This window comes from Qipengyuania sp., from assembly GCF_965277845.1.
Lineage (GTDB): Bacteria > Pseudomonadota > Alphaproteobacteria > Sphingomonadales > Sphingomonadaceae > Qipengyuania.
Genome location: NZ_OZ255844.1, coordinates 2,616,695 through 2,640,363, shown reverse-complemented (window position 1 = coordinate 2,640,363; position 23,669 = coordinate 2,616,695). Strand labels below are relative to the sequence as shown.

Here is a 23,669-nt window from a genome sequence, read left to right as displayed (position 1 = left end):
CGTCAGATATGCAGCGCGCGCCCGTAGCTCGCAAGCACGCTTTCGTGCATCGATTCGCTGATCGTCGGGTGCGGGAAGATGGATTGCATCAGCTCCGCCTCGGTCGTCTCAAGCGTCTTGCCGACGACGAAGCCCTGGATCATTTCGGTCACTTCCGCGCCCACCATATGCGCGCCGAGCAGTTCGCCGGTCTTCGCATCGAACACGGTCTTGCACAGGCCTTCCGCCTCGCCCAGCGCGATGGCCTTGCCATTGCCGATGAAGGGGAAGCTGCCCGCCTTGACCTCGTAACCCGCTTCCTTCGCCTTGGCCTCGGTCATTCCGACGCTGGCGATCTGCGGGTGGCAATAGGTGCATCCGGGAATGTTGTTGCGGTCGAGCGGGTGCGGATGAACGTCCTTGTTGCCCAGCTCCTGCGCGATGGCTTCGGCGCAGGTGACGCCCTCGTGGCTGGCCTTGTGCGCCAGCCAGGGGCCGGGCGTGCAGTCGCCGATGGCCCACAGGCCCTTCGACTTGGTGCGGCCGTAATCGTCGATCTGGATGAAGCCGCGATCCATTTCTGCCAGCTTGTCGAGCCCGATGTTCTCGGTGTTGGGCACGATGCCGATGGCCACGATGCAGTGCGTGAACTCGGTTTCGCTTGTCTTGCCGTCCTTGTCCTTGATCTTGGCCTTCACGCCCTTGTCGGAAACCTTGAGGTCCTCGACCCCGGCGCCGGTCATGATCGACATGCCCTGCTTGGTCAGGCTCTTCTCGAGGAAGGCGGAGACGTCCTTGTCTTCCACCGGCACGATCCGGTCGAGCATTTCGACCACGGTCACCTCGCAGCCCATGTCGTTGTAGAAGCTGGCGAACTCGATCCCGATCGCACCCGATCCGATGACGAGGAGCTTCTTGGGCATTTCGGGCGGGGTCATGGCGTGACGATACGTCCACACGCGCTTGCCGTCGGCAGGGGCAAACGGCAGGTCGCGCGCGCGTGCGCCGGTGGCGACGATCACGTGCTTGGCGCTGAGCTTCTCTTCGCCCTTCTCGCCCTTCACGGTGAGGCTGGTGGGGCCGGTCAACGTGCCCTCGCCCATATGCACCGCGATCTTGTTCTTCTTCATCAGCCCGGTGACGCCGCGATTCAGCTGCTTGGCCACCCCGCGGCTGCGCTTCACCACGGCTTCGAGGTCGACCTCGATCTTGCCGGCGATCTTCAGCCCGTAATCGCTCGCATGCTGCGCGTAGTGCAGGATCTCGGCCGAACGCAGCAGCGCCTTGGTCGGGATGCAGCCCCAGTTGAGGCAGATGCCGCCGAGCAGCTCGCGTTCGACGATGGCGGTCTTCAGGCCCAGCTGCGCGCAGCGGATCGCCGCAACATAGCCGCCGGGTCCGGAGCCGAGAACGATGACGTCGTATTGAGTATCAGCCATTCAGATTAAGCCTTTCAAGCCTGAATGATGTTACACCTGTTACACGGTCCAAGCGCAAAAAAGCCTGGGGTCGCAGATGCGGAATCTGGGGTTCGATGGGTGCAGGGTTCATGGCGCAGCCGAGAGATCATGCAGGCACCCTGGCACGATCGGCGCACTGTAGGACAGCGTTCATGCCCACCGCTCCGAAATCGCGCGCGGACGGTCGTTCTCGTCGAGCAGGACGAATTTGAACCTGCCCTCTGCCACCTTGGTCTCGGCCTCGCCATTGCGCTCGCGAGCGATGGCTTCGGCGGTGATGGTGAGCGAGGTGTTGCCCGTCGCGGCGATGTCGCAATAGACGGAGAGCTCGTCGCCCACCTGCATCGCGCCGGGGAAGGCGAAATCACTTGCCGAAACGACCACCGCCTTGCCCTTGCCGTGGCGACTGGCGAGTGAACCGGCGCCGAGCGCCATCTGGCTCATCAGCCACCCGCCGAACACCCCGCCATAGGGGTTGAGGTCGGTCGGCATGGCCGTGACGCGGATGAGGGGGGAGCGGTCAGGCACTAAGGCTTTCCCGCTTGAGATACCGCCAAATAGCTGCAGCTACCGCGCCTAAAACAGCTGAGATTGTCACCCAAATCGCGAAAGACTTAGGAGCCTGCGAGAAGCCCTCGCCATACATTGCGATAACAAGCAGGAACATTGTCAAAGTGCCTGCAATGGCGGAGAGAACTGTAAAGTTGCGGTCACTGCTCAGCAACTCGATCCTCTTAGACAGCGCAACAAGGGGGATCCCAACGACAGCGATTGAAATTGGAATTATGATCAATGAGCCAAGAGCGCCGTAGAGCCACTCTGCCGTTTCAAATGGACCACCCATAATGAGCCGATGCAAAGGATAGAGAATCAAGGACGCAGCCCACGTGCCCCCGGCAACGGCGACAAATTCCCGCATTCCTAGACCACCAGCCCCATCGGGTTTTCGACCAGCTGCTGGAAGGCTTCCATCAGCTGTGCGCCGTCGGCGCCGTCGATGGCGCGGTGGTCGAAGCTGCCGGTGGCACTCATCACCGTGGCGACACCTAATGCGCCGTCGATTACATGCGGGCGCTGCTCGCCCGCGCCGACCGCGAGGATCATCGCCTGCGGCGGGTTGATCACTGCGTCGAACTGCTTGGTGCCGAACATGCCGAGGTTGGAGAGCGAGGCGGTGCCGCCCTGGAATTCATGCGGCTGCAGCTTGCCGTCGCGCGCCTTGCCCGCAAGCTCTTTCATCTCGGTGCTGATCTGCGCGAGGCCCTTGCGGCCTGCATCGCGGATGATCGGCGTGATCAGGCCCGAAGGCGCGGCCACCGCGACCGAGATATCTTCGCGGGTATACTGGAACAGCTCGTCGCCCTGGAAGCTGACATTGCAGGCAGGCACACGCTGGAGCGCGCGGGCCAGCGCCTTGATGAGCAGATCGTTGACCGAGAGCTTTATGCCGTCCGCCTCGAGCGAAGCGTTCAATTGCTTGCGCAGGTCGAGCAGCGCATCGAGCCGCACGTCCACGGTAAGGTAGATGTGCGGGATGGTCTGCTTCGCTTCGGTCAGGCGCTTGGCGATGACCTTGCGGACATTGTTGAGCTTGGTCGCTTCGTAGGGCGCGTCGAGATCGCTTTGGACCCGATCCCCTGCGGAGGCAGGGGCCTCGGCCGGTTTCGCCTGGCTGCTGGAGGCCCCAGCCTTTGCTGGGGTTCCGGCGCTTTCGACATCCGCTTTGACGATGCGGCCGTTGGGACCGCTGCCCTCGATCGAGGACAGGTCGAGACCCTTCTGCTCGGCAATGCGCTTGGCCAGCGGCGAGGCGATGATGCGGTCGCCCGAGGGTTTGGGAGCCGTCTCTTTCCGAGCCCCTGCGGAGGCAGGGGCCTCCTTCGGTTGCGCGTCATCGTTTGAGGCCCCAGCCTCCGCTGGGGACCGGTCGGCATCGGATTGCGCATCCTTGGAAGGCGCCGCCGCGGCCGCCTCCTCCAGATCCTCACCCACTTCGGCGAGCATGGCGATGACCGTGCCGACCTTCACGCCCTCGGTGCCTTCCTCGACCTGGATCGCGGCGATCGTGCCTTCGTCCACGGCTTCGAATTCCATCGTCGCCTTGTCGGTCTCGATCTCGGCCATGATGTCGCCGGCTTCGACCGTGTCCCCCGGCTTCACCAGCCATTTGGCGAGCGTGCCCTCCTCCATGGTGGGCGACAGGGCGGGCATCTTGATCGGCGTGGGCATGGTTGTGACGTTACGTCCTCGCTGGGGAGTGAGTTCGAAGGCACCTCTGGCGAAAAGGTCGGTGCGCCGCAAGGTCCTTGCGCAGAATACGAATTACCGGATAGGTCGCGCGCAAGGGGGCCGGGGAGCACTATGCGTACATACCTTGTCGTGATGGACGAGACCGAGGAGGCGAGGATCGCGCTGCGTTTCGCCTCGCTGCGCGCGCAGAAGACCGGCGGATCGGTGCATATCCTCGCGCTGGTGCCGCAGCAGACCTTCAACGCGTTCGGCGGCGTGCAGGCGACGATCGAACAGGAAGCGCGCGAGCGGGCCGAAGTCATGGCCAATAGCGCGGCGGGGAATATCTTCGGCGAAATGGGTAAGATGCCCACCATCGCGGTGCGCCCCGGTCCGCCCGCCGACGTAATCCGCAAATATATCGAGGAACACGGCAATATCGCCGCGCTGGTGCTGGCGACGAGCGCCGAGGGCGGCTCGGGCCCGCTGGTGACGCATTTCGCGGGCCATGCCGGGCACCTGCCCTGCCCGCTCTACCTCGTCCCCGGCGGTCTCAGCCGCGAACAGATCGACGCGCTCGCCTGACCGCTCAGCTCAGCGTTCCGCGCGTCGGATAGTCGTTTTCCAAAGTAAAGCTCAGACCGCTGAGCAAGTCGTCGAGATCGGGCCGTGTGAAGGGCGCGTTCTGGACTACCGCGAAATGCAGCGTGCCATCGGGTTTGACCAGGAACAAGCCCGGCTCTGAGAAGACGTCGGGTTCCTCGCTGCCCTCGCGCTTTTCACTGATGTAAAGGCCCCATTCGCGGGCCGTCTCCTCGCTCAGCGAATGCGCGATCGGCACATCGCCCGTGTCCCATTCATCGTGGCTGACGGCGGCGCGCTCGGGGCTGTCCATCGATACGGCGAACACGTTGATGCCCTTCTCGGTAAATTTGTCGAGCTTGCTGCCGAGTTCGCTCAAATATTTCTTGCAGATCGGGCAGTGCTTGCCGCGATAGAACACCAGCATGGTGAAGGCGTCGGGCGATTGCTTGGACAGTTCGAAACGCGCATCGATGGTGAGCGGCAGGTCGAGATCGGGGACGGGCTTGCCGGGTATGAGCTGGGTCATGGGTTTGTCTCCTTTACCCAGCCAATGAGCAGCCCGCCCTCCCCGTTCCGTTACTTCTTCTTGCGCCCCTGGTGGCGGATGTTACCCGGCCGCCCGCGCTTGCCCTGCGGGTGTGACTGGCGCGGGGCGCCGGTTCCTTTCTTGGGGCCGCGCTTCTGGTGGCTGCGCTTCTTCGCCGGAACCCGGTTGCCGCGCGGCTCGATACCCGAACCATCGCTGTCGGGCACTTCGAATTTCAGTGCACCGGTCAGCGCATTGGCCTCGGCGAGCTTCAGTTTCAGCCGGTCGCCCACGGCATATTCGGTTCCGCTGCTTTCGCCGACCAGCTTCTGTGCCTTCTCGTCATAGCTGAAATATTCGCGGCCCAGCGTGCTGACCGGGACCAGCCCGTCGCCGCCGAGTTTCTCGATCGTGGCGAAAAAGCCGAAGCCCTGCACCCCGGTGATGCGCGTATCGAACGTCTCGCCCACGCGGCCCGAGAGCCATGCCGCGACATAGCGATCGATCGTGTCGCGTTCCGCCTCCATTGCGCGGCGCTCGGTCTGGCTGATCGCATCGGTGATCTGGTGCAGCGCGGTCCTGTCGCGGTCGGATAGGCCCGAGGTATCGGGTAGGTCCAGCTTGGGCTTGGGCTGCTCCAATTTGTAGGCATCGACCAGTGCGCGATGGACCAGCAGGTCGGCATAGCGGCGGATCGGCGAGGTGAAATGCGCATAGCTGCCGAGCGAGAGGCCGAAGTGGCCCGCATTCGCCGGGCCGTAATAGGCCTGCGTCTGGCTGCGCAGCACCGCTTCCATAATCAGCGCCTTTTCGGCCGGGTCTGCGATGTCCTTGAGCATGCGGTTGAACAGGCCCGGCGTGATGACCTGCCCCAGCGCGAATTTCTTGCCCTGCGTGGCGAGATATTCACGGAAGGCGAGCAGCTTTTCGCGGCTCGGCTGTTCGTGCACACGGTAGACGACGGGCGCGGCCTTGGCCTCGAGCGCCTTCGCCGCGGCGACGTTGGCGGCGATCATGAAATCCTCGACCACGCGGTGCGCATCGAGCCGTTCGCGCACGGCGATCTCCTCGATCACACCCTCGTCGTTGAGGCGTACCTGCCGTTCGGGCAGTTCGAGATCGAGCGGATCGCGCGCCTGCCGCGCCTTGAACAGCAGCTTCCACGCACCCCACAGGTTTTGGAGGTATTCGGGCGCGTCGCCCGCATCGATGGCGGCCTGCGCATCCTCATAGGCGATGTTCTTTGCGAGCCGCACGATCGCGCGGGTGAAGCGCCAGTCGCTGACCTTGCCGTCCTTGTCGATGCGGATGTGGCAGGCCATCGCCGCACGGTCGACGTCCTGCTTGAGGCTGCAGACGTCGGCGCTCAGCAGTTCGGGCAGCATCGGCACGACGCGGTCGGGGAAATAGACCGAATTGCCGCGCTTCCTCGCCTCGCGGTCGAGCGCGCCGCCAGGGCGGACGTAATAGCTGACGTCGGCGATGGCGATGATCGCGCGGTAGCCGCCCTTCCCATCGGGCTCGGCCCAGATCGCATCGTCATGGTCGCGGGCATCGGCGGGGTCGATCGCGACGATGGGTATGTCGCGCAGGTCCTCGCGATGGTCGGGCGAAAGCGGTAGGTCGACCGCCCGCTCCGCCTCGGCGATGGTTTCCTGCGGGAAGATGTGCGGGATGCCGTGCTTGGCGATGGCGATCAGGCTGAAGGCCTTGGGTGCAAGCGGGTCGCCGATGACCTCGACGACCTTGACCTTGGAGCGGGCGGATTTGCCCATGCGCTCGGCCAGCACCAGCTCGCCTTCCTTGGCCTCGCCGACATCGCCGATGGGCGCACTGTCGCGCACGCGCTTGTCGACGGGGGCGAGCCAGTAATTGCCGCTGCCATCCTTTTCGACGACGCCCATCAGCCCTTCAGTGCGCGCGGGCAGCTTTTTCATCGGCGTCGCGCGCCATCCGCGCTCGGTTTCTTCATTGCGCGCAAGAATCCGGTCGCCGCGCTTGAGAGCGGCCATCTTCTTGCTTTCCCTCACCATCAGGCGCGGCGGTTTTTCCTTGTTGTCCGGAGCCCAGTTCTCGGGCTCGGCGACAGGCTCGCCATCCTCGATCGCGACGATCTTGAGGACGGTGACCTTGGGCACGCCGCCCATGCGGTGATAGGCGGTGCGTTTGCCGTCGATCAGGCCTTCTTCGGCCATGTCCTTGAGGCGCTTTTTCAGCGCGATCTTTTCCTGACCCTTCAGCCCGAACGCCTTGGCGATCTCGCGTTTGCCGGCGGGTGTGTCGGAGGTCTGGATGAATTCGAGAATTTGTTCTTTGCTCGGCAGTCCCTTGGGCCGCCGATGTTTGTTCTGTTTTGTCATTCGCACCATATGGGGATGGGCAGGCGACATGTCACCTCTTCCGCCTCACTGCGTCAGCCTCCCCATTCCTGTCGAGCGAAGTCGAGACACTCTGACACAGCGCAGCAGTATCTCGACTACACGCTCCGCACTCCGCTCGATACGAACGGTTGGTGTCAGTAGGCCTTGGCCAACAGGATCCGTTCGACCGCCGCATCGCCGGTGAAAATGCAGGCCCCGTCGACCGGCGCGGCATCCATCGGCACGTTGCGGATGGTGAGCTTGTGTTCCTTGAGCCGCTCGACCACAGCGTCCAGCGCGTCGCCCGTAGGCTTCGACCACTGGACCTCGACCCAGCCCGGATAGCGCGAGGCCGCGAAGTGCTTTTCGACCTCGGCGAAATCGGTGACGCCGCGCGTGATGTTCGCATCGCGGCGTTCGGTCGCTTCGGTCAGCAGCGCGGCCTGCATGTCGGCAAGGATATCGGGAATGGTCTGCCCGGCCACTTCACGGGTCGGGTTCTGGAAGGCGGGCTTGCCGGTCTCGGGATCCCATAGCCGGTCGCGGCGCAACATCGAGACCATGCCATTGTCCATGTCGCGTCCACCGATCTCCACGATGATCGGCGCGCCCTTGCGAACATAGTCCCAGCGCTTTTGCGCGGCCTTGCCGGGGCGCGTGTCGAGCAGCACGCGCAGCGGCTCGCCGAGCACGTTCTGGCTCGCCAGGGTCGCGCGCAGCGCCTCGCAATAGTCGATCAGCGCCTCGTCTTCGGGCTTGTCGCGCAGCATGGGCAGGATCACGACTTGCTGCGGTGCGATCTTGGGGGGCAAACGCAGGCCGTCGTCGTCGCCATGGGTCATGATGACACCGCCGACCATCCGGGTGGAGACGCCCCAGCTCGTCGTATGGGCAAGACTTTCGCGGCCTTCGCGGTTCTGGAATTTGATCCCGCTCGCTTGCGCGAAATTGGTCCCGAGATAGTGGCTGGTGCCGGCCTGAAGGGCCTTTCCGTCCTGCATCATGGCTTCGATCGACCAGGTCTCGACCGCGCCGGGAAAACGCTCGTTCTCGGGCTTCTCGCCGGGAATGACGGCCAGCGCCAGATCCTCGTCCGCAAAGGCGCGATAGACCTCGAGCATGGTGAGAGTGTGCTCCTTCGCCTCGGCCTCGTCGGCATGGGCGGTGTGGCCTTCCTGCCAGAGGAATTCGCTGGTGCGCAGAAACATGCGCGTGCGCATTTCCCAGCGCACGACATTGGCCCACTGGTTGAGTTTCAAGGGAAGGTCGCGCCAGGACTGGATCCAGCGAGCCATCGCATCGCCGATGATGGTCTCGGAAGTCGGGCGGACGACCAGCGGTTCCTCCAGCTTGGCTTCCGGATCGGGTATCAGCCCACCATCCTTATCCGCGATGAGGCGATGATGTGTCACGACCGCCATTTCCTTGGCGAAGCCTTCGACGTGTTTCGCTTCGCGCTCGAAGTTCGATAGCGGAATGAAGATCGGAAAATAGGCGTTCTCGTGACCTGTCGCCTTGATCCGGTCGTCCAGCAAACGCTGCATGCGCTCCCATATGCCGAATCCCCATGGCCGAATGACCATGCAGCCGCGCACCCCCGATTCCTCGGCCATCTCGGCAGCGCTGATGACTTCCTGGTACCATGCGGCGAAATCGTCTTCGCGGCGTGCATTCAAGGCATGGCGGATCTGGGCCACGGTGCGGTCTCACTTCAAAGTTGAATTCGCATCGCCCCTAGCCGCTCGTGTCGCGCGAAGTCGAGACACCAATTTGCTCTGCCAGCCAGTCTCTCGACTACGCCGGAGACGAACCGAGCTGGCAGGCTTGGCCTACTTGCTCATCTCGTCGAGCTTCTTCTGCATTTCCGCCATTTGCTTGCGCATCTGGGCCAGTTCGTCCGACTGGTCCGCGCCACGATCCTTCTGGGGCGTGGCGCGATTGCCCGGAATGAACGCCTCGGCCGCGTTCTGCATCATCTTGAAGTTGGCCTCCGCCATCTTGGCGAGCGGATTGCTTTCGATCCCCTTGGCGAAGGCCGCCTGGAGCTGCTCGCGGTTCTTGCGCAGGTTCGCCATGCTCGCTTCGAGATAGCTCGGCATCATCGCCTGCATCGAATTGCCGTACATACTGATCAGATCGCGCAGGAAGCTGACCGGCAGCATTTGCGTGCCGTGGCTTTCCTCCTCGACGATTATCTGCGTCAGGATGGTATGCGTGATATCGTCGCCCGTCTTGGCATCGAGTACATGGAAATCGACGTTCTCACGGACCATTTTCGCCAGATCGTCCAGCGTGATGTAGCTGCTGGTATCCGTGTTGTAGAGCCGCCGGTTGGCGTATTTCTTGATGATGATCGGTTCGCCTTCGGCGGTCCGCTTGGCCATGTGCGCCTGCTCCCAATTGTGCGTTGCAAGAGGCTTAGCACGTGCACAAACTGCGGCGCAACATGACGCGAAGGTCAACCGAAGCGATTGCCCAGCAAGGTCAGCAGTTCATATTGCGAAACAGCGGTTTGCTGCGCAGCATCGGGAAGGTGATAGGGCAGTTCGACCCAGTCGCCTTCGGTGAGCTCGGACGCCCCGGAAAGATCGAGGACGATCATGTCCATCGACACCTTGCCGAGGATCGGAAGGCGGCGATCGCCCGCGATGAAATGCGCACCGCCCCAACTGCGCAGGATGCCGTCGGCATAGCCGAGCGAGACGACACCCACCCGCATCCGCTGCCTTGCAGTGAAGGTGGCATTGTACCCGACCGTCTCCCCCGCATCGATCTCGCGGGTCTGGATCAGCGCGGCTTGCGGGTGGACCACCTGCCCGATCTTGCCTTGCAGCTCTGGGCGCTGGATTCCGCCGTATAGCGACAAGCCCGGCCGGGTTAGGTCGAAACGATAGTCGCTACCCAGCGCAATGCCCGCGCTGTTCGCGAGGCTGGCCTCCTCATGCGACACTATCGGAAGGCAGGCCCGGAATGCGTTCAGCTGGCGCGCGTTCATTGCGCTGTCCTCGTCGGCACAGGCAAGGTGGCTCATCACCACTTCGACATCGAGCGCCTGAATCGCGGGATCGCTCGCTTCGGCAGGGGCAATGCCAAGCCGGTTGATGCCCGTGTCGATCATCAAATGGCAGGGTCCGCCCCCGCCCTCGTTCCAGAGCTTCGCCTGCCGCAGGCTGTCGATGACGGGCCGGACACCCTTCGCACGTGCATAGCCGACCTCATCCGCAGTGAGGGGCCCGTGAAGTACCGAAATCCGATCCGCCGGGACATGCGCGAGGACAGCGGGCACCTCGCTCCAATGCGCGACGAAGAAATCGCGACAACCCGCCTCGTGCAGGACCGGCACGCACCGGTCCACGCCCAGGCCATAGCAATCGGCCTTTACAGCCGCCCCCGCGCGAGCCTTTCCGGAAAGCGTGTCGAGTGCGCGCCAGTTGCTGGCCAACGCGCCGCTATCGATACGCAGCCGCAGGGTGGGCGGCGGGAGGTCGGTCATCGCAAGCTCACGGAAGGACCGGCGATGCGGGCGGATCCTGCCCGCTATCCTCGAAATCGCGCGGCGGACCGTCGGGGAGGCCCCACCAGGCGACTATCAGGCCGAAACCGACGACGGCGATGGTGTACCAGAGCCCTGAATAGGCATTGCCGGTCATCGCCACGATATAGCCGGCGATCAGCGGCAGGAAGCCGCCGAGATACCCTGCCCCGATGTGGTAGGGGATCGACATCGAACTGTAGCGGATTTTGGCCGGGAACATCTCCGACAGCAGCGCCGCAACCGAGCCGTAAGTCAGCGCGGACAGCACGCCGAGTACCAGCAGCAGACCGATGATCCCGAGGATGCTCGTCAAAGGCGGTGTCTGGCGCGCGAAGTCGTAGCCATTGGTCTCGAGCCAGGCCTGGATGATCGCCCGGCGCGTTTCGTCGGGCAGGTCTTCGTAGCTGTAGCTTTCGCTGCCGATCGTGACTTCGGCGGCATCCGCCTCGCCGATCGAATAGGGTACGCCCAGCGCGGTCAAATCCTGCAGCGCGCGGCCGCAGGGACTGGCCTGGACCTCGGCGAAGGGATCGTACTCGCAAGCGGCGCCGCTGACGGTGACAGGCGCCGCGCGCGCGCTTTGCTCCAGCCCCGGATTGGCGAGCGAACCGATGCCCCAGAAGATCGGAAACAGCAGCGCGAGCGAGGCGATCGCGCCGATGATGATCGGTTTCTTGCGCCCGACCCTGTCGGACCATTTGCCGACGACGATGTAGAAGCTCATCGAGATCGTGCCCGCGATCAGCAGCATCCATTCGACCACACTCTCATCCACGCGCATCGGTCCGCGCAGGAAGGACAGGCCCGAAAAGAACGCGGTGTACCAGATCGTCGTCAGAATACCGGTGATCCCGAACAGGGCGACGAAAATGCGCTTGGGATTGCCCGGATAGGTCAGGCTCTCCTTGAACGGATTGGCGCTGGTTTCGCCCGCGGCCTTCATTGCCTGGAACACCGGGCTCTCGGACAGCTTGAGGCGCATCCACAGCGAGATGAACAGCAGGATGATCGACAGCAGAAAGGGAATGCGCCAGCCCCAGTCGAGGAAATCCTGCTCGGGGATCAGTGCGCGGCAGGCGATCACCACCGCGATCGACAGGACGAACCCGCCGACCACGCTCGCCTGGATGAAGCTGGTATAAAAGCCCCGCTTTTCCGGTGGAGCGTGTTCGGCGACGTAGATTGCCGCGCCGCCGTATTCACCGCCCAGCGCCAGCCCCTGCAGGATGCGCAGGCAGATGACGATGATCGGTGCGGCGAGACCGATGCTCGCCGCGCTGGGGATCAGGCCGACACCCGCCGTGGCGATCCCCATTAGCGTGACGGTAACGAGGAAGGTATATTTCCGTCCCAGCCTGTCACCGAGGAAACCGAACAGGATCGCACCCAGCGGACGGAAGCCGAAACCGACCGCGAAGCCGGCCCACACCAGCAGGATCTCGAGCGTTTCGTTGTCGCTCGGGAAGAAGGCCGCGCCGATCAGCCCGGCCAGCGTGCCGTAGATGAAGAAATCGTACCATTCGAAGACCGTCCCCGCGCTGCTCGCGGCGATGACGAGGCGGATTTCCTTTTCGGTCGGTTCCCTCTGCAATGTGGCGGCACCCTCGGCCATGTCGCGCTCCCTCCCTCGCGATTGTTTTCGTTGTGGGAAGCGGGTCTAGCGGGGGGCGGAGGGCTTGGAAAGCGCGTCCAGCGCGGCTCTCCACGGCAGGAGGATCGCCTCGTGCCGTCCGCGATGGGGCCGGGCGGGTTCGAGCAATTGGAGGCGCGGGAGAATCGTGCTCGGCACGTCGCCTTCGAGCCAGTCGCTGAGGGAAACGAGGACGCCCCGGACATCGTCCGTGTTCATCCCCTGCGCCTCGCGCGCGAAGATGGCGGCCGAGGCCTGGCCGACGGCGCAGGCAGTGACCTTGAGGCCGACCTTGGCCAGATAGTCGTCCTGCGCAGAAGAGAGTTCGATCACGCTGCCACAGCTGCGCGAGCGGGCATTGCCCTGCGCAATCGCCTCGCGATCGAGCGGATGATCGGCCAGCTCCACGGCCAGCGCCAGCAATTCGGGCGAATAGAGGACGGGCGCGCGCGTGGCCGCCATCATTCTTCGCCAGCGGCCTGTTCGCGCAGGCGCGCCCGCCGCTCGGCGAGCGCCTCGACCAGCGCGCGCGAGCTTGCATCGACCAGTTCGTAACTCCGCGCGGTGGTGATCCAGCTCGGCCGCCCCTTGAAACTCCACACAGAGTCGTACCCAAGCACCAGCAGCGAGAAGGCGATGACTACGATCACCGTGCCCTTCAAGGCCCCGAAACCGAAGCCGAGAACCCGGTCTACCGGACCCAGCACCGACCCGCGCGATACGCTGCCGACATTGTTGGCGATGACCTTCATCGCGGCATAGGGGATCAGCAGCAGAAGCGCGAAGGCCAACAGCGAGGTGGTGATATCCTCGCCCAGATGATCCTGCAGCGCCAGCGTAAGCGGCGTGTGCAGGAAGCGGATGGCAAAACCGGCCAGCACCCAGGCGGCGAGCGACAGCACCTCCTGCATGAATCCGCGCATGAAGCCGCCCGCCGCGGCAATGCCGACGATCAGCAGCACCAAATAGTCGAAACCCGTCATTACCCTTCCTTGGGCCGGGACTTATGAATTCCCGATTATCCGGTCAACGAGATTGGCCAGTTGTCCCAATCCGTCAAAGGTCAGCTTGGACGAGCTGCCCTTCACGTCCGACGGCCCGAAACCGCGATCGAAGCCGAGCTTGGCCGCTTCGCGCAGCCGCAGTCCGCCATGCGCCACGGGCCGGATCTCTCCGGCGAGCGAGACCTCGCCCAGCCATACGCTGCGCGGCGGCAGCGGTTTGACGGCCATCGCACTGACCAGCGCCGCAGCCACGGCAAGATCGGCTGCCGGATCGGATAGTCGGTACCCGCCCGCCACGTTGAGATAGACTTCCGAAGAGGAAAAATTCAGCCCGCAGCGCGATTCCAGAACCGCCAGCAGCATGGCGAGACGACCGTTGTCCCAACCCACGACCGCGCGGCGCGGTGTCGCCCCCGATTGCAGCCGCACGATCAGGGCCTGGATCTCGACCAGCACAGGGCGTGTACCCTCGATAGCGGGGAAGACGGCGCTGCCCGCCATCGGCTCGTCACGGCCCGAAAGGAACAGCATCGAAGGATTGTCGACCTCTTCCAGCCCCTCCCCCGCCATGGCGAAGACGCCGATCTCGTCGACCGCGCCGAATCGGTTCTTGAGCGCGCGCAGGATACGGTACTGGTGGCTGCGCTCGCCCTCGAAGCTCATCACCACATCGACCATATGTTCGAGCACGCGCGGGCCGGCAATGTTGCCGTCCTTTGTGACGTGACCGACCAGCACCAGCGCAACGCCGTTTTCCTTGGCGTAGCGGATCAGTTCGAAGGCGCAGCCGCGCACCTGGCTGACCGTGCCGGGCGCGCCCTCGATCGTGTCCGAGTGCATGGTCTGGATCGAGTCGATAACCAGCAGCTTGGGCGCATCCATCGTGCCGAGCGTGGTGAGGATATCGCGCACGCCGGTGGCCGCCGCCAGCTTGACCGGAGCATCCGACAATCCGAGCCGCGCCGCGCGCATGCGCACCTGTCCCGAGGCTTCTTCGCCGCTGACATAGACGACTCCATGCCCCTCGCGCGCAATCTTTGCAGCGGCCTGCAACAAAAGCGTGGATTTGCCGATGCCAGGATCGCCGCCCAGCAGGATCGCCGATCCGGGCACCAGCCCACCGCCCAGCGCGCGGTCGAATTCGGCAAGGCCGGTGGGCTGGCGCGTGGGCAAGGCACCCGGCTTGTCGAGCTCGACGAATTGGACCGCCCTGCCCCCGCTCGACAGATCGTGCTTCATCGAGAACACGGTGGCGGGGGCATCTTCGACCAGCGTGTTCCATTCCGCGCAATCGGCGCATTGCCCCTGCCAGCGATGCGACACACTGCCACAGGCCTGGCAGACATAGCGTTTCTTGGGCTTGGCCATGGCCCACCGCTAAACGGAACATTTAAAGAACGCAATTGCCTAAAGCGATTTATCCCGTCATGACGGTGCGCGATGCGCCAGAAGGAATTGAGGATCGCACTGGTCTGTTACGGCGGGGTAAGCCTGGCGGTCTATATGCATGGCGTCACGCGCGAGCTTTGGCAGCTCGCCCGGGCGAGCCGGGACTTCCATACCGGAGCCACTCCGCGTCTCGGTGTCGACGCCGTTTATCGCGCCCTGCTCGAGACGGTCGCCGAGGAGAGGGATCTTCGCTTGCGCGTGCTGCCCGACATCATGAGCGGCGCTAGCGCGGGCGGGATCAACACCGTATTTCTCGCACAGGCAATCTATTCCGGACAATCGCTCGAGCCGCTGACCAACCTCTGGCTGGAAGTGGCGGATGTCGACGAGCTGGTCGATCCCGCCGCACGGCTGAAATGGCGCTTTTCGAAGATCTGGGCGCAGCCGTTCGCGACCTGGCTGCTCAGCCGTCCCGGCACCGATCTGGCCGACGAGGTCGCTCCCGAGACGCAGGCGGAGGTCGAGCGCAAGGTTTCGCATCTGATCCGCGGGCGCTGGTTCGAACCCCCGTTTTCGGGACTTGGCTTTTCACGTCTGCTCGAACGCGCCTTCTCGGCGATGGCCGACAGCGAAATCGAGGACCCCTTACTGCCGCCGGGCCATCCGCTCGATCTCTATGTGACCGCGACCGATTTCCACGGGTATCTGGAGCTGCTGCGACTGCACAGCCCGCCGGTGGTCGAGGATACCGAGCACCGCATGCCGATCACCTTCCGCGCCCGTACACCGCAAAAGGGCGGGACCGACCTGGCGAACCCGCTCGAACTCGTTTTCGCCGCTCGCTCGACGGCGAGCTTTCCGGGTGCCTTCCCGCCGCTGCGGATAGGGGAAATCGACCGGCTTTCCGATCTGACCGAACGCGCCTGGTCCGGTCGCGAGGATTTTCTCGAGCGCATCATGCCGGTCCATGTTGCGCGGGAAACGCTTGATAACGTATCGCTTATCGACGGGTCGGTGCTGGTCAACAAGCCGTTTGCCGGGGCCATATCGGCCTTGCAGGGAAGACCGGCGCAGCGCGAGGTCGACCGGCGCTTCATCTATGTCGATCCCCGGCCCGACCGGACTGCCGGAAGCGGCAAGGAGAAAAGCGAGCCCGTCGGCTTCTTCTCGGCCATCTTCGGCTCGCTTTCGACACTTCCGCGCGAACAGCCTATCCGCGACAATCTCGAACAGCTGGAAGAACAAAGCCGCGAGGCCGAGCGGCTCAGCCGCATGGTTTCGGCGCTGCGGCCGGAAGTCGACGGTGCGGTTGAAAAACTGTTCGGACGCACGCTGTTCCTCGACCGGCCGACGCCGCCCAGGCTCAAGAACTGGCGGCAAAAGGCGCAGCAGGCGGCTGCGGAACGGGCCGGCTATGCCTTCCATGCCTATGCCCAGGCGAAATTTGCGGGAATAGTCTCTCGGCTCGCGCGCCTGACGCTGACTGCCGCTCCCAAGCTGGGTTTCGACGAGCCGTCGCCGATCGAGGCGGTGCTCCGCGAAGAGCTCGTGCGGCGCGGTCTAGATACGCTTGCCGCCCCCGCCGGTGGCGCATCTCCCAAGGCGATCGCATTCTTCCGCGAGCACGATATCGGCTTTCGCATCCGCCGCCTGAGGCTGCTCGCGCGCCGGCTTGCGCGCGATTGGGAAATCGATCCCGAGATTTCCGACGATGCGCTCGAGACGGGCCGCGATGCGGTCTATCGCATCCTCGCCCTCTATTTCGAGAAGGAAGGAACCGCTCCGCTGGGCGCGGCCTTCGAGCCCCTGGCGGAAGGCGTCATGCGCGATCCCGGCACGCTGCTCGACATGATCGAGGCGAAGCGGCTGTTGCCCGACCTCGACGACCGTGCCGAGGAACTGCTTGCCGCCGCGCTCGAGCAAATGCCCAAGAACCTGCGTCGGCGGATGCTGCTGACCTATCTCGGTTTTCCCTATTACGACGTCGCCACCCTGCCCCTGCTGCGCAACGAAGGCCTGACCGAATTCGATCCGGTCAAGGTCGACCGCATCAGTCCCGACGATGCGCGCAGCATTCGCGAAGGAGGGACCGCGGCAACCCTGCGAGGCATCGAATTCTATAATTTCGGCGCCTTTTTCAGCCGCGCCTATCGCGAGAACGATTATTTGTGGGGTCGATTGCATGGAGCTGAGCGGATGGTCGATCTGATTTGTTCGACACTCGTCAAACCCTTCGACGACAACACCTGCCGTCACTTCAAGCGCGAGGCCTTCCACGCGATCCTCGACGAGGAGCAGGCGGCGGGCCGGTGTTCTCAGCGGCTCATCGATGCCATCCGCGCGGAGGTGGTTGAACGGCTGCCCTAGTCCCTCGTGCGGGCGAAGAAGAGCAACATGACCAGGCGCGCGCTTTCGGCATCGGTGCCGAAACCCGGCGCGGCGTTGTGGAATTGCCAGGGCGAGAACAGCACCAACCGGTTGAAGCGCATCGGCACGCGCATCACACGTTCCCATCTCGATGGCTGGGTCGTGTCCTTGTTGACCACGTCGCCGACGAGCTCGTCGAGACTGTCATATCCGGTAGCAGCCAGTTCGGCGCCATTCGCAGGGACGCGCTCCAGCCCGGTGCGCTTGTGGCGGTAGAAATCGGTCCCGCCCGCGCCCGCCCTGGCGCAGTCCTCGGGTCGCGAGAGATAGAGAATGCCGGAATAGAAGGCAGGGTCGATATGCACGCCGCTGCGCCCCTTGTCCGATTTCAGCGTGATGCGGCAGTGACCATGCTCGGTCCCCTTCGCGCCCGTCAGTTCGACGCCGACATGACGTGATACTGAGGCGTTGATCCCTTCCACCGGAAGCGCGCTCGTAGAGTCGCGACCCGGGTAGTTACCGCCGCTACCCGGCCGGGCATATTCCAGCGCCAGCGCGGCGCGGCGCGCCGCCCAGGGGTCGGTAAGAAAATCGTCGATAATCGTCAGCGAGGGCAGCATGGGACGCGTTTTATCGCGGGCTCCACGCAGCTTGGCAATCACCCGCCGAAGGCATCCTTCAACTTGTTGAAAAAGCCGCGGCTTTCGGGACACTCGTCCCCCGTCTCGAGTTCGCGAAACTGCTCGAGCAAGGCGCGCTGCTCCTTGCTGAGCCTCGTCGGCGTTTCGACCGCGATCTCGACCACCAGATCACCGCGACCACGCCCCTGCAATACGGGCATGCCCGCGCCACGCTGGCGCAGCTGCTTGCCCGACTGGATGCCGGCCGGAATTTCGATCGTCACGTCCTCGCCATCGAGGTTGGGAATGTCGATGGACCCGCCGAGTGCAGCGGCGGTGAAACTGATCGGGACCCGAGTGGCAAGCGTAGTACCCTCGCGCTCGAAAATGTCGTGCGGCTTGACGTGGATGAAGATGTAGAGATCGCCCGGAGGCGCACCGCGCGGGCCCGCCTCGCCCTTGCCCGACAGGCGGATGCGCGTGCCGGTATCGACGCCGGGAGGAATCTCCACCTCGAGCGCCTGCGCCTTGTCGATCCGTCCTTCCCCGCGACAGTCGCGGCAAGGCGAGGTGATTACTTCGCCGCTGCCGTGGCAATTGGGGCATGGCCGTTCGACCACGAAGAACCCTTGTTTGGCACGGACCTGGCCCTGGCCATGGCACAGGTTGCAAGTGCGTGCACGGGTTCCGGGCGTTGCTCCCGACCCGTGGCAGGTGTCGCAATTCTGCGAGACTTCGATCTCGATCTCGGTCGACTTGCCGTGGAAGGCCTCCTCGAGGTCGATCTGCATGTCGTAGCGAAGGTCGGCGCCGCGGCGCGGACGGGCCCGGCCGCCGCCACCGAAGGCGCTGCCGAAGATGGTCTCGAAAATATCGCCGATATCGCCGAAGTCCGCGCCCGGGTGGCCGCCACCGCCGTTCTGGAAGGCGGCGTGGCCGTAGCGATCGTAGGCCGCGCGTTTCTGCGGATCCTTGAGCACTTCATAGGCGGCACTGACCGCCTTGAACGTGCTTTCGCTCTCGTTGCAGCCGGGATTACGGTCGGGATGGTGCTTCATCGCCAGCTTGCGGTAGGCGGACTTGATCGTCGCGCCATCGGCATCGCGGCTAACTCCGAGCAGTTCGTAAAGGTCTGTTTCGGTCGTCGACATGGCTTTCCAATGGCTAATCGCCACCGGTGCAGAGCAGCACCGATGGCGATTGGCTTCTCATCAGGCGATCAGTTCTTCGCGTCTTCGTCGACTTCGGAGAATTCGGCGTCGACCACCTCTTCTTCAGCGCCGCCCTCCGCGCCTGCGTCACCGCCTTCCGGAGCGTCCGAGGCAGCATTCGCCTGCTCCTGCTCGTAGATCGACTGGCCCATCTTCATGGCCGACTGCGACAGATCCTGCGCCTTGGCGTTGATGTCTGCAGCGTCGTCGCCCTCGAGCGCGGTCTTGAGCGCGGCGACCTTTTCCTCGACTTCGCTCTTCAGCGAAGCGTCGATCTTGTCGCCATGCTCTTCGAGCTGCTTCTCGGTCGCGTGCACCAGGCTGTCGGCCTGGTTTCGGGCTTCGGCGCTTTCGCGGCGCTTCTTGTCCTCGTCTGCGAACTTTTCGGCGTCCTGGACCATCTGCTCGATGTCGTCGTCGGACAGACCGCCCGAGGCCTGGATGCGGATCTGCTGTTCCTTGCCCGTGCCCTTGTCCTTGGCCGAGACGTTGACGATGCCGTTGGCGTCGATGTCGAACGTGACTTCGATCTGCGGCACACCGCGCGGCGCGGCGGGGATACCGACCAGGTCGAACTGGCCGAGCATCTTGTTGTCCTGCGCCATCTCGCGCTCGCCCTGGAAGACGCGGATGGTCACCGCATTCTGGTTGTCTTCCGCGGTCGAGTAAGTCTGCGTCTTCTTGGTCGGGATCGTCGTGTTGCGGTCGATCATCTTGGTCATGATGCCGCCCAGCGTTTCGATACCCAGCGAAAGCGGGGTCACATCGAGCAGCAGCACGTCCTTGACGTCGCCCTGGAGGACGCCGGCCTGGATCGCCGCACCCATGGCGACGACTTCATCGGGGTTGACGCCGGTGTGCGGCTTCGAGCCGAAGAATTCCTCGACCGTCTCGCGCACCTTGGGCATGCGGGTCATGCCGCCGACGAGGATGACCTCGTCGATCTCGTCCTTCGAGACTCCGGCATCGGCCAGCGCCTTCTTGCACGGATCGAGCGTGCGCTTGATCAGATCGCCGACGAGCTGTTCGAGCTTCGAACGGCTGAGGGTTTCGACGAGGTGCAGCGGGGTCGAGCTGCCGCCTTCCATGCGCGCGGTGATGAAGGGCAGGTTGACTTCGGTCGAGGCCGAGCTCGACAGCTCGATCTTGGCCTTCTCGGCCGCTTCCTTGAGGCGCTGCAGCGCGAGCTTGTCGGTCCGGAGATCCATGTTCTCCTTCTTCTTGAACTCGTCCGCGAGGTATTCGACGATCGCGCTATCGAAGTCTTCGCCGCCCAGGAAGGTGTCGCCATTGGTCGACTTCACTTCGAAGACACCGTCACCGATTTCGAGGATCGAGACGTCGAACGTGCCGCCGCCAAGGTCGTAGACGGCGATGGTCTTGCCGTCTTCCTTGTCCATGCCGTAGGCGAGCGCCGCGGCGGTCGGCTCGTTGATGATGCGCAGGACTTCGAGACCCGCGATCTGGCCGGCGTCCTTGGTCGCCTGGCGCTGCGCGTCGTTGAAATATGCGGGAACGGTGATCACCGCCTGCGTGACGGTTTCGCCGAGATAGCTCTCGGCTGTTTCCTTCATCTTCTGCAGGATGAAGGCGGAAACCTGGCTGGGCGAATATTCCTCGCCGCCGGCTTCGACCCATGCGTCGCCGTTCTTGCCCTTGACGATGTCGTAGGGGACGAGCTCCATGTCCTTCTTGGTCAGCGGATCGTCGAACCGGCGACCGATAAGGCGCTTGATCGCGAACAGCGTATTATCCGGGTTGGTGACGGCCTGGCGCTTGGCGGGCTGGCCGATCAGGCGCTCGCCATCCTTGGTGAAGGCGACGATCGAGGGCGTCGTGCGCGCGCCTTCCGAATTCTCGACGACCTTGGGCTTGCCGCCGTCCATCACGGCAACGCAGGAGTTGGTGGTGCCGAGGTCGATACCGATAACTTTGCTCATGGTTTCCCCATCTCTTTCAAGTCGTTGGACACCGCATCTTTGGTTCCCCGATCATGGCGGAACCGGTCGGCGGCTCTATCCGGTGGTGTGTTACCCGGGCGATATAGGTGCGGTTTTTCTTGGCACAAGGGAGAGGCGGCGCTAGTTTTTCAGGACCACGCAGAGGGGAACAAATCCATGAAATTTACCCGTTTCGCGCCTTTGGCGCTTGCATTTACGACGGTCGCCTTGGCTGGCTGCTCGGGTGAAGCGGAAGAAGCAGCCGCGCCCGCAGCCGAGGATGTGACGCTGGAAGTTAGCAATGCCCGGCTGATGTTACCCGCGGTTTCCGGTCGGCCCGGCGCGATCTATTTCGATGTCGAGAACACCGGCGAAAAGAACTACGCGATCCGCCGCGCCGATGTCGAAGGCGCGAGCAATGCCGAACTCCATGGCTCGATGGAGATGGACGGCCAGATGATGATGGACAGCGTGGGCCAGATTCTGGTGAACGCAGGCGAGAGCGAGAGTCTCGAGCCCGGCGGTTTTCACGTGATGGTCTTCGATCTCGATCCAGCGCTGGAAGCGGGTGGCTCGACCGATATGACGCTGACCGTCGTGGGCGGAAAGACCAAGACATTCCCGGTGGAAATCCGGGCCGCGGGTGACGAACGCTGAACGCTGCGCGCGACACCGGCGGGGACGATCTCCGCGACGACAGTGTCGCGCCAACCTGCCCGGTAGGCGGCGAACGGCCGTTGACACCCGGAGAGATTGCGCTTGCGCGTACCGTATTCGGGGATGCGATCGACTATGCCAAAGTCACGATCCGGCGGCGGAAGTGGTTTCCCTTCCAGCCACGCCGGATCACCATGGCTCCGCGCGGCCATGTGCATTTCCATCCTGACGGTGACGCCTATTGCGAGGATTTCTCCAAAGCCGACGTTTTGCGGCAAGGCCTGCTGGTCCACGAATTGGTGCACGTCTGGCAGGTTCAGACGAAAGGGGACTGGTACCTTCTCACGCACCGGATGCCCTGGGCACGGTATGCCTATTCGCTCAAACCGGGTTGGCCGCTCGAACGATACGGAATCGAGCAGCAGGCCGAAATCGTCAAGCATGCCTTTTGGCTCCGCAACGGCGTAAGGCTGGCCGGGGTCTCCGACCCGTCCGCATACGATGTGCTTGTCCGTTTCCCTGGAGCTGGCTCCTGACGTTACGGCATAGCAGTTTTCCACCAGTGTGAACTTGAGCGAACAAGTTTCATTGGATACGATTGCATGCATTGACCGGGCGGCCCAACCCGCGCCCGGCGATGAGTCATCACAATGGAGCTTTCCGATTATGGTTTGAGCCGCGAGCGCGGCTTTCTTTCGCATTACGAGATCGACGAGATCACGCTTCCGGCCACCTTTACTTCGATTACCGAAGCGGCAGCGCGGCTTTCCGAGCTGCTGACGTCGGGCCGCGTGCGCCAGCTGCTCGGCAGACTGCCCGAGCCCGACATTGGCGATTGGGCCCGCAATGCCCCCGAAGAAGAAGTCCGCACGGCAATGGTGCACTATTCCTTCCTCGTGCAGGCCTATGTCTGGGGCGAGCCGGAACCGCCTCCATCCCTGCCGGCCAATCTCGCCCGCCCGATCTGCGCGCTGGCGGATCGCCTGGGACAGGCCCCGCTGCTGCCCTATTCCGCCTATATGCTCGACAATTGGTACCGGCTCGACAAATCGGCACCGATTACGCTCGACAACATCGCCATGTTCCAGAACTTCCTCGGCGGGATCGACGAGAACTGGTTCGTCCTCATCCATGTGGCGATCGAGGCGGAAGCCGGTGTCCTGCTCGACAATGCCGCGAGGCTGGTCACCGTCGCCCGGGAAGGTATGGAGAGCGAAGCCATCCGCCTGCTGCGGGAAATGGATCGGGCGTGGGAGCGCATCTACGCCAATTTCGCGAGAATGCCCGAGCGCTGCGATCCCTATATCTATTTCCACCGCGTTCGGCCCTACATCCATGGCTGGGCGAACAATCCCGCGCTTGCAGGCGGTGGTCTGGTCTACGAAGGCGTCGAGCGCTTCGGAGGCAAGCCACAAGCCTTCTGTGGCCAGACCGGCAGCCAGTCATCGATCGTCCCGGCGATGGATGCCCTGTTCCAGGTCGGTCACAGCGAGGATCCGCTCAAGAGCTTCCTCGACGAGCTGCATCATTACCGCCCTGTCGAGCACCGGCGTTTCATCGAGGACTTGGCGAGACAATCGACGCTGCGGGATTTCGTCGGCAAGAGCGGTAACGAAAAGCTCGGGGAAGCCTTCAACGCCTGTGTCGAACAATCTGCGCGGTTCCGCACCCGGCACCTCGAATATGCGGCAAGCTATATCAACAAGCAGGCCGGCTCGATCGCGAGCAATGATCCCGATGTCGGTACGGGCGGCACCCCGTTCATGAAATATCTCAAGAAGCACCGCGACGAAAACCGCGCGCAAGTCGTTTCATGAGAGGAGCAGGGCCGTCCGCGCGGGCGGCCCATACCCTCGCCCGAGCTATTGCCTACCAGTAACGCGCGTAGCGATCGTCATAGCGGCAGTCGTCGTCGACATAGCGCCCGTCGCCGTAATAGCCGTCACAATCGTCGTCCTTGTCGGTGGCGTACCCGATGACCCCGCCGATGGCCGCGCCCGCCAGCGCATAGGTTTTGATGTCGTCACCAAGGATTGCGGCCAGGCCAGCTCCGGCTGCTGCACCGGCCGCGGTTCCTTCGACGGCGTAGTTCTGCGCGCAGCCACCCAGTGTGAGAGTCGATAGGGCGAGTGCCGGGGCGAGAAAGACCTTGCTGTTCATGGATTGTCTCCGTTTGC

Annotated in this window: 22 protein-coding genes; 5 read left to right on the top strand and 17 right to left on the bottom strand. The window is 63.6% G+C overall.

What is annotated here, in order from left to right; genetic code table 11:
- Positions 1 to 2: 2 nt before the first annotated feature.
- The 4 genes from lpdA to ACQY4G_RS12900 all read right to left on the bottom strand — a co-directional run bounded on the left by lpdA (position 3) and on the right by ACQY4G_RS12900 (position 3,668).
- Complete coding sequence (lpdA, locus tag ACQY4G_RS12915) at positions 3 to 1,418, bottom strand: dihydrolipoyl dehydrogenase (protein ID WP_421991422.1); 1,416 nt, start codon at positions 1,416 to 1,418, stop codon at positions 3 to 5.
- A gap of 171 nt (positions 1,419 to 1,589) precedes the next feature.
- Positions 1,590 to 1,967, bottom strand: coding sequence for an acyl-CoA thioesterase (locus ACQY4G_RS12910; protein ID WP_421991420.1), 378 nt, complete (start codon positions 1,965 to 1,967; stop codon positions 1,590 to 1,592).
- Positions 1,960 to 2,313, bottom strand: a complete 354-nt coding sequence (locus ACQY4G_RS12905; protein ID WP_421991418.1) for a hypothetical protein — start codon at positions 2,311 to 2,313, stop codon at positions 1,960 to 1,962. The genes ACQY4G_RS12910 and ACQY4G_RS12905 overlap by 8 nt, the downstream gene beginning before the upstream one ends.
- A gap of 47 nt (positions 2,314 to 2,360) precedes the next feature.
- Positions 2,361 to 3,668 (bottom strand): pyruvate dehydrogenase complex dihydrolipoamide acetyltransferase, encoded by a 1,308-nt coding sequence (locus ACQY4G_RS12900; RefSeq protein ID WP_421991416.1) that lies wholly within the window; start codon positions 3,666 to 3,668, stop codon positions 2,361 to 2,363.
- 132 nt (positions 3,669 to 3,800) lie between these two features.
- On the opposite strand from ACQY4G_RS12900, the gene ACQY4G_RS12895 reads away from it, so the two are divergent.
- Positions 3,801 to 4,253 carry a universal stress protein gene (locus tag ACQY4G_RS12895; RefSeq protein ID WP_067689007.1) on the top strand — a complete coding sequence of 151 codons (453 nt, stop codon included), beginning with the start codon at positions 3,801 to 3,803 and terminating at the stop codon, positions 4,251 to 4,253.
- Positions 4,254 to 4,257: 4 nt separating this feature from the next.
- Here the strand turns inward: ACQY4G_RS12895 and ACQY4G_RS12890 are convergent, their stop codons facing one another.
- The 9 genes from ACQY4G_RS12890 to radA all read right to left on the bottom strand — a co-directional run bounded on the left by ACQY4G_RS12890 (position 4,258) and on the right by radA (position 14,676).
- Positions 4,258 to 4,779, bottom strand: a complete 522-nt coding sequence (locus tag ACQY4G_RS12890) for a peroxiredoxin-like family protein (protein WP_421991414.1) — start codon at positions 4,777 to 4,779, stop codon at positions 4,258 to 4,260.
- Between the two features lie 50 nt (positions 4,780 to 4,829).
- Entirely contained in the window at positions 4,830 to 7,148 is a 2,319-nt protein-coding gene (gene rnr, locus ACQY4G_RS12885) for a ribonuclease R (protein WP_425061764.1), read from the bottom strand.
- A gap of 146 nt (positions 7,149 to 7,294) precedes the next feature.
- On the bottom strand, positions 7,295 to 8,836 hold the full coding sequence (proS, locus tag ACQY4G_RS12880) for a proline--tRNA ligase (protein WP_421991412.1): 1,542 nt from the start codon (positions 8,834 to 8,836) through the stop codon (positions 7,295 to 7,297).
- Positions 8,837 to 8,968: 132 nt separating this feature from the next.
- Positions 8,969 to 9,523 (bottom strand): polyhydroxyalkanoate synthesis repressor PhaR, encoded by a 555-nt coding sequence (phaR, locus tag ACQY4G_RS12875; RefSeq protein WP_421991410.1) that lies wholly within the window; start codon positions 9,521 to 9,523, stop codon positions 8,969 to 8,971.
- Between the two features lie 74 nt (positions 9,524 to 9,597).
- Positions 9,598 to 10,632, bottom strand: a complete 1,035-nt coding sequence (alr, locus tag ACQY4G_RS12870) for an alanine racemase (RefSeq protein ID WP_421991408.1) — start codon at positions 10,630 to 10,632, stop codon at positions 9,598 to 9,600.
- 7 nt (positions 10,633 to 10,639) lie between these two features.
- Entirely contained in the window at positions 10,640 to 12,286 is a 1,647-nt protein-coding gene (locus tag ACQY4G_RS12865) for an MFS transporter (RefSeq protein WP_291176262.1), read from the bottom strand.
- 45 nt (positions 12,287 to 12,331) lie between these two features.
- A complete protein-coding gene (locus tag ACQY4G_RS12860; protein ID WP_421991406.1) occupies positions 12,332 to 12,769 on the bottom strand; it encodes an iron-sulfur cluster assembly scaffold protein in 438 nt (145 codons plus the stop codon).
- Positions 12,766 to 13,287, bottom strand: a complete 522-nt coding sequence (locus ACQY4G_RS12855; protein WP_291176256.1) for a CvpA family protein — start codon at positions 13,285 to 13,287, stop codon at positions 12,766 to 12,768. Before ACQY4G_RS12855 ends, ACQY4G_RS12860 begins: the two co-directional genes overlap by 4 nt.
- Positions 13,288 to 13,308: 21 nt before the next feature.
- Positions 13,309 to 14,676: a DNA repair protein RadA gene (gene radA, locus ACQY4G_RS12850; RefSeq protein WP_421991404.1), complete on the bottom strand. Its 1,368-nt coding sequence runs from the start codon at positions 14,674 to 14,676 to the stop codon at positions 13,309 to 13,311.
- Between the two features lie 72 nt (positions 14,677 to 14,748).
- Here radA and ACQY4G_RS12845 point away from each other — a divergent pair, with 72 nt between their 5' ends.
- Positions 14,749 to 17,064 carry a patatin-like protein gene (locus ACQY4G_RS12845; RefSeq protein ID WP_421991402.1) on the top strand — a complete coding sequence of 772 codons (2,316 nt, stop codon included), beginning with the start codon at positions 14,749 to 14,751 and terminating at the stop codon, positions 17,062 to 17,064.
- Here ACQY4G_RS12845 and ACQY4G_RS12840 read toward each other — a convergent pair.
- The 3 genes from ACQY4G_RS12840 to dnaK all read right to left on the bottom strand — a co-directional run bounded on the left by ACQY4G_RS12840 (position 17,061) and on the right by dnaK (position 20,835).
- Complete coding sequence (locus ACQY4G_RS12840; protein ID WP_421991400.1) at positions 17,061 to 17,684, bottom strand: DUF6445 family protein; 624 nt, start codon at positions 17,682 to 17,684, stop codon at positions 17,061 to 17,063. The genes ACQY4G_RS12845 and ACQY4G_RS12840 overlap by 4 nt on opposite strands.
- A 38-nt stretch (positions 17,685 to 17,722) precedes the next feature.
- On the bottom strand, positions 17,723 to 18,835 hold the full coding sequence (dnaJ, locus tag ACQY4G_RS12835) for a molecular chaperone DnaJ (RefSeq protein WP_421991398.1): 1,113 nt from the start codon (positions 18,833 to 18,835) through the stop codon (positions 17,723 to 17,725).
- Positions 18,836 to 18,903: 68 nt separating this feature from the next.
- On the bottom strand, positions 18,904 to 20,835 hold the full coding sequence (dnaK, locus tag ACQY4G_RS12830; RefSeq protein WP_291171047.1) for a molecular chaperone DnaK: 1,932 nt from the start codon (positions 20,833 to 20,835) through the stop codon (positions 18,904 to 18,906).
- Between the two features lie 177 nt (positions 20,836 to 21,012).
- Between dnaK and ACQY4G_RS12825 the strand changes: the two genes are divergently transcribed.
- The 3 genes from ACQY4G_RS12825 (at position 21,013) to ACQY4G_RS12815 (ending at position 23,309) form a co-directional block, all read left to right on the top strand.
- A complete protein-coding gene (locus ACQY4G_RS12825) occupies positions 21,013 to 21,492 on the top strand; it encodes a copper chaperone PCu(A)C (RefSeq protein WP_291176244.1) in 480 nt (159 codons plus the stop codon).
- Positions 21,493 to 21,572: 80 nt separating this feature from the next.
- Positions 21,573 to 22,028 (top strand): vgr related protein, encoded by a 456-nt coding sequence (locus ACQY4G_RS12820; protein ID WP_291176241.1) that lies wholly within the window; start codon positions 21,573 to 21,575, stop codon positions 22,026 to 22,028.
- A gap of 114 nt (positions 22,029 to 22,142) precedes the next feature.
- Positions 22,143 to 23,309, top strand: coding sequence for an indoleamine 2,3-dioxygenase (locus ACQY4G_RS12815; protein ID WP_421991396.1), 1,167 nt, complete (start codon positions 22,143 to 22,145; stop codon positions 23,307 to 23,309).
- A 52-nt stretch (positions 23,310 to 23,361) separates the two neighbouring features.
- Here ACQY4G_RS12815 and ACQY4G_RS12810 read toward each other — a convergent pair whose 3' ends face one another.
- The gene (locus ACQY4G_RS12810) at positions 23,362 to 23,652 is read right to left on the bottom strand and encodes a glycine zipper domain-containing protein (protein WP_067688952.1); all 291 of its coding nucleotides are present in this window, start codon (positions 23,650 to 23,652) and stop codon (positions 23,362 to 23,364) included.
- Between the last annotated feature and the right edge of the window lie 17 nt (positions 23,653 to 23,669).

Excerpts from the sequence above, each read along its gene's own strand:
- rnr (WP_425061764.1), bottom strand. The coding sequence starts at position 7,148 with ATGGTGCGAATGACAAAACAGAACAAACATCGGCGGCCCAAGGGACTG.
- ACQY4G_RS12855 (WP_291176256.1), bottom strand. The coding sequence starts at position 13,287 with ATGACGGGTTTCGACTATTTGGTGCTGCTGATCGTCGGCATTGCCGCG.
- ACQY4G_RS12865 (WP_291176262.1), bottom strand. The coding sequence starts at position 12,286 with ATGGCCGAGGGTGCCGCCACATTGCAGAGGGAACCGACCGAAAAGGAA.
- radA (WP_421991404.1), bottom strand. The coding sequence starts at position 14,676 with ATGGCCAAGCCCAAGAAACGCTATGTCTGCCAGGCCTGTGGCAGTGTG.
- phaR (WP_421991410.1), bottom strand. The coding sequence starts at position 9,523 with ATGGCCAAGCGGACCGCCGAAGGCGAACCGATCATCATCAAGAAATAC.
- ACQY4G_RS12860 (WP_421991406.1), bottom strand. The coding sequence starts at position 12,769 with ATGATGGCGGCCACGCGCGCGCCCGTCCTCTATTCGCCCGAATTGCTG.
- ACQY4G_RS12845 (WP_421991402.1), top strand. The coding sequence starts at position 14,749 with ATGCGCCAGAAGGAATTGAGGATCGCACTGGTCTGTTACGGCGGGGTA.
- ACQY4G_RS12890 (WP_421991414.1), bottom strand. The coding sequence starts at position 4,779 with ATGACCCAGCTCATACCCGGCAAGCCCGTCCCCGATCTCGACCTGCCG.
- ACQY4G_RS12825 (WP_291176244.1), top strand. The coding sequence starts at position 21,013 with ATGAAATTTACCCGTTTCGCGCCTTTGGCGCTTGCATTTACGACGGTC.
- alr (WP_421991408.1), bottom strand. The coding sequence starts at position 10,632 with ATGACCGACCTCCCGCCGCCCACCCTGCGGCTGCGTATCGATAGCGGC.
- lpdA (WP_421991422.1), bottom strand. The coding sequence starts at position 1,418 with ATGGCTGATACTCAATACGACGTCATCGTTCTCGGCTCCGGACCCGGC.
- ACQY4G_RS12900 (WP_421991416.1), bottom strand. The coding sequence starts at position 3,668 with ATGCCCACGCCGATCAAGATGCCCGCCCTGTCGCCCACCATGGAGGAG.
- dnaJ (WP_421991398.1), bottom strand. The coding sequence starts at position 18,835 with ATGTCGACGACCGAAACAGACCTTTACGAACTGCTCGGAGTTAGCCGC.
- ACQY4G_RS12815 (WP_421991396.1), top strand. The coding sequence starts at position 22,143 with ATGGAGCTTTCCGATTATGGTTTGAGCCGCGAGCGCGGCTTTCTTTCG.
- ACQY4G_RS12895 (WP_067689007.1), top strand. The coding sequence starts at position 3,801 with ATGCGTACATACCTTGTCGTGATGGACGAGACCGAGGAGGCGAGGATC.
- ACQY4G_RS12810 (WP_067688952.1), bottom strand. The coding sequence starts at position 23,652 with ATGAACAGCAAGGTCTTTCTCGCCCCGGCACTCGCCCTATCGACTCTC.
- ACQY4G_RS12840 (WP_421991400.1), bottom strand. The coding sequence starts at position 17,684 with ATGCTGCCCTCGCTGACGATTATCGACGATTTTCTTACCGACCCCTGG.
- dnaK (WP_291171047.1), bottom strand. The coding sequence starts at position 20,835 with ATGAGCAAAGTTATCGGTATCGACCTCGGCACCACCAACTCCTGCGTT.